This is a genomic window from Mycobacterium sp., assembly GCF_044342925.1.
Taxonomy (GTDB): Bacteria; Actinomycetota; Actinomycetes; order Mycobacteriales; family Mycobacteriaceae; genus Mycobacterium.
Genome location: NZ_JBIIOV010000230.1, coordinates 1 through 4029, shown reverse-complemented (window position 1 = coordinate 4029; position 4029 = coordinate 1). Strand labels below are relative to the sequence as shown.

Here is a 4029-nt window from a genome sequence, read left to right as displayed (position 1 = left end):
GCAGTCACCGGGCTTGAGGGCCTGCTCGATCTTGCGGTTGGAGCCGCCCAGCCCGGCAGCCTCCCAGTTGACCTCACCGGCGTAGAGCACGCCGTTGCGGCCGCGGCCGATGTCGACGAACGCCGCCTCCATCGAGGGCAGCACATTCTGGACGATGCCCAGATAAATATTGCCCACCAGCGATGCCGAGGCGGCCGAGGTGACGAAATGCTCGACCAGGATGCCGTCTTCGAGAACCGCGATCTGGGTATAGCGGGCGCCCTCGTGCGGGGGCTGGGTGCGCACCTTGTCGCGCACCACCATCACCCGGTCGACGGCCTCGCGACGCGCGAGGAACTCGGCTTCGGTCAGGATCGGCGGACGGCGACGTCCCGCGTCACGGCCGTCGCGGCGGCGCTGCCGCTTGGCTTCCAGCCGGGTCGAGCCACTGATGCCCTGGATTTCGTTGGATTCCGAGCGTTCCGCCTTCGACCGCGGCGGGCGCTCGTGCACGACGGTGTTCGGCGGATCGTCCGAGGACGCCGCTTCTCCGTCGTCACCGGTACCGGCACGGCGGCGGCGACGGCGACGACGGCGCCGGGTGGCGCCCTCTCCACCCGCCGACTCCTCGTCGGACGACCCGTCGTCGGCGTCCTCGTCGGATCCTGCGTCCTCACCGTCCTCGCCGGCTTCGTCGGCAGCCGACTCGTCGTCGTCGCCGTCGGTGCCGGCCGTCTCGCCCCGGCCTCGGCCACGACCCCGGCGTCCGCGGCGACGACGCCGATTGGAGGGCCGTTCGGCGGCTTCGCCGTCACCGGCGTCCTCGGGCTCGTCGCCGTCGTCGTCATCGTGGTCGTCGTTGTCGATGCCCGGCGCGACGATCAGTTGGGGCGCGACGAACAACGGCATGTAGGCGGGCTGCTCGGCAGGGGTGTCGTGCGGTGCCTCGTGGGTCTCCAGGATCAGCCGGGATTCGGGCTCGACCTCCCCCGCGGAAACGATGATCATGGCGCTGTCGGCGGGAAGATCGGGGATCTCCCCGCGTGCCGCTGCCACTTCCGGGACCGCTTCGGGGATGACTTGCGGAGTTACTTCTGAAACCACTTCTGGAGTTTCGATGGCCTCGACCTCGACCGGTTCGGCCGCCAGCACCTCGCGAACCTGCACGGCCTCGCTCTGGTCGACGCTGGAGTGCGGGCTGCGGGTGCGACCGTCAAGACCTGCCAGCGCGTCGATCACCCGTTTGCTGGTGGTGCCCAGCACCCGAGCCAGGGAATGCACCCTCAGGCGGTCGGGCAGCTCCGCGTCGGCCACGGGTGACTGTCCCGGCGACGGGGTTTCGGGCTGATCTTGGTTGTAATCATCATCGGCCACGTAATCTCCTCAAGCCCCCGGGCGCGTCCTGCGACGCGGCCACGCGAGGGCTTCCGCTATGCGCCCGGCTGGTGCCGGGCTTGTCATGGTCTCGCTCCGACGGGTTCGGATGAACCCGTTCAGTGCCTGGGCTGAATGACGGCTGTCGACGGTCGGCGCCACACCATCGAAGCGGTGGTCGCGCACGTCTCTAAGTCTCATTCCGATCTCCCGTTGCCGGGCGATCGCCCCCAGTATCCCACACCGCCGGGCGTTCACCGGCGGACCGGGAAAGCTAGCTGGTGAGCGCGGGGAACCAGAGTGCGATCTCGCGGGCGGCAGACTCCGGCGAGTCCGAGCCGTGCACCAGGTTGTACTGGGTCTCCAGGCCGAAATCGCCGCGGATGGTGCCGGGCGTGGCCTTCTCCACGGGGTCGGTGCCGCCGGCGAGTTGACGGAAGGCGGCGACGGCGCGGGGACCCTCCAGGATCGCGGCGACCACCGGGCCGGAGGTGATGAACTCGAGCAGCTCGCCGAAGAACGGCCGCTCGGCGTGCTCGGCGTAGTGCGCGGAGGCCAGCGCCTCGTCGACGTGCTTGAGCTCCAGCGCGACCAGGCTCAGGCCCTTACGCTCGATCCGGCTGATGATCTCGCCGATCACCCCGCGTTGCACGCCGTCGGGTTTGATCAGCACCAGGGTCCGCTCGGTCATCTAGCGCCGTCCTCCATCTTTGCCGTCATCGCTTCGTTTCCGCATCGTCACCGGCGCGGTCCCGAGCGCAAAGAGTACCGGTCAGGGACCGGGCTGCTGCTGACTGGGTAACAGACCCAGCCGCTCGCGGCGCAGCACTTCGTTGCGCATCCAGGCGATGATCAGCCAGACCAGGGCGAACAGCACGCCGATGAAACCGATGCCGGGATAGACGACGAACCCGGCGATCAGAATGACCTGGGCGCCCAGATTGGCCCAGATGGCCCACGGCCGGCCCTGCATGCCGGCGAGCACGACCAGCAGCCCCGCGAAGCCCAGCAGATAGCCCGTCGACCAGGGTGTCAGCCCACCACCGACTTTGGCCACCACCGGAAGCGCCAACAGCACGGAGATGATCTCCAGGATCAGGGTGGCGGCCATCACCCCGCGGAAGCTCTTCCAGGGGTCCGAAGGCGCCGGAGCCGCCGGGCCCGGCGCGCTCACAGCGGGTCCTTGCCGAACAGCGAGCGGGCCGCGCCCGCGGTGACCACCGAACCGGTGATGACGATTCCCGCCCCGCCGGAGACGCCGTCGCCGGATTCCTCGACCAGCGCGGTCGCCGTTTCGATGGCGTCGGGCAGGTTGGCGGTACGCACCACCCGGTCGGGCCCGAAGACCTCCTCGGCCCGCTCGGCCAGCACCTCGGGGTCCAGCGCCCGCGGTGAGCCGTTGTCTGTCACCACCACCATGTCGAATACCGGTTCCAGGGCGGTGAGGATCCCGGTGACGTCTTTCTCGGCCAGCACACTGATCACACCCACCAGGTAACGGAAATCGAACTCCGACGTCAATGCCGCGGCCAACACCTCGGCCCCGGCGGGGTTGTGCGCGGCGTCGATGAAGACCGTCGGCGCGCCCCGCATCCGCTCTAGCCGGCCCGGGCTGCGCGCCGCGGCGAACCCGGCCCGCACCGTGTCGACGTCGAGTTGCCGCTGCGCCCCGGCGCCGAAGAACGCCTCGACGGCGGCCAGCGCCACCGCGGCGTTGTGCGCCTGATGTTCGCCGTGCAGCGGCAGGAACACCTCGGAATACACCCCGCCCAGGCCCTGCAGCTCCAGCAGCTGCCCGCCTACGGCTATCTGGCGGCTCAGCACGGCGAATTCGGAGTCCTCCCGGGCCACGACGGCACCGGCCTGCACAGCCTGGGCCAGCACCACCGCCATGGCTTCGGGCAGCTGGCGGCCGATCACCGCGACGGTGTCGACCGGCACCACATCCCCCCGGGCGGGGCCGATGATCGCCCCCTTCTCCGCCGCGATCTCACCGATCGTGGCGCCCAGGTACTCGGCGTGGTCCATGCCGATCGGGGTGATCACCGCCACCGGGGCGTTGACCACACTGGTCGCGTCCCACCGGCCACCCATGCCGACCTCGACCACCGCGATGTCCACCGGCGCGTCAGCGAAGGCCGCGAACGCCATCGCGGTGAGCACCTCGAACTTGCTCATCGCGGGGCCGCCCTCGGCGATCGAGCGGGCATCGGTCATCTGGATGAAAGGCTCGATCTCACGGTAGGTCTCGACGTAGCGCGCCGGGCTGATCGGCTCGTTGTCGATCGCGATGCGCTCGACGGCCGATTGCAGATGCGGACTGGTGGTGCGGCCGGTGCGCTGGCCGAACGCGGTCAGCAGAGCGTCGACCATCCTGGCCACCGAGGTCTTGCCGTTGGTGCCGGCGATATGGATGCACGGGTAGGCCAGCTGCGGTGACCCGAGCACCTCCATCAGCATCTCCATGCGGACGGTGGTGGGCTCCAGCTTGGTCTCCGGCCAGCGCCGGTCCAGCAGATCCTCAACCTGCAGCAGCGCCGCGATCTCGTCGGGCGTCGGCTCGTCGGCGGCGGCCCACGAAGGTTCTCCGGGATCGGTCATGCAAGCGCAGCCAGGCGCGCGGTGATCCGGTCCACTTCTTCGCTCGCCAGTTTCCGGCGATCGCGGATCTTGTCG

General features: G+C 69.6%; 3 protein-coding genes and 1 pseudogene. All 4 read right to left on the bottom strand.

Features of this window, described 5'->3' with window-relative positions; all coding sequences use genetic code 11:
- Positions 1-1353 (bottom strand): annotated as a pseudogene (locus tag ADBZ6I_RS16490) (ribonuclease E/G); the annotation flags it as partial.
- 274 nt (positions 1354-1627) lie between these two features.
- A complete protein-coding gene (gene ndk, locus ADBZ6I_RS16485) occupies positions 1628-2044 on the bottom strand; it encodes a nucleoside-diphosphate kinase (protein ID WP_526385739.1) in 417 nt (138 codons plus the stop codon).
- An 81-nt stretch (positions 2045-2125) separates the two neighbouring features.
- Positions 2126-2464 (bottom strand): DUF4233 domain-containing protein, encoded by a 339-nt coding sequence (locus ADBZ6I_RS16480; protein WP_526385741.1) that lies wholly within the window; start codon positions 2462-2464, stop codon positions 2126-2128.
- A 59-nt stretch (positions 2465-2523) separates the two neighbouring features.
- Positions 2524-3954 (bottom strand): bifunctional tetrahydrofolate synthase/dihydrofolate synthase, encoded by a 1431-nt coding sequence (gene folC / locus ADBZ6I_RS16475; protein ID WP_526385737.1) that lies wholly within the window; start codon positions 3952-3954, stop codon positions 2524-2526.
- Positions 3955-4029 lie beyond the last annotated feature (75 nt).